Source organism: Rhodococcus sp. P4_F3_2 (genome assembly GCF_056401335.1).
The window spans coordinates 1-349 of record NZ_JBFUJN010000320.1 but is presented as its reverse complement, the minus strand read 5'-3'; the positions used below and the strand labels follow the sequence as shown (position 1 = coordinate 349).

The following is a 349-nucleotide window of genomic DNA, read 5'->3' as shown; positions in this document are numbered from 1 at the left end:
GATCAAGTCGGTATTAAGACCCTTCTTGCGAAGGATAGAATAACAGTATTTCCTGGTCCATTAAAATCCTTACCTAGTATTGATGTACCTAAAGACCATAGAATTACGATGGCAGCGATGGCCCTAGCCTCTCAATTTAGCAAAAAAACTACGATTAAGGGCTGGGAGGTTACACGTGTCTCTTTTCCTTCAATAATCAATTTACTTGATATATTTGTACAAGTTAAGTGTAACCAACCCTTTTTTCAATGGGGTCCCCATTTAATTAATAAGGAAGGTATCAGTAAATGAAATTGAAAAATATTGTTATTACTGGAGGATCAGGATACTTAGGTCAATGTGTTGCAAG

1 protein-coding gene is annotated in these 349 nt (G+C 36.4%); it reads left to right on the top strand.

Annotated elements, in window-relative coordinates; all coding sequences use genetic code 11:
• Positions 1-291: hypothetical protein (locus AC1DWA_RS33910; protein WP_477917955.1), on the top strand; the 291-nt coding region annotated here is incomplete at its 5' end.
• Positions 292-349 lie beyond the last annotated feature (58 nt).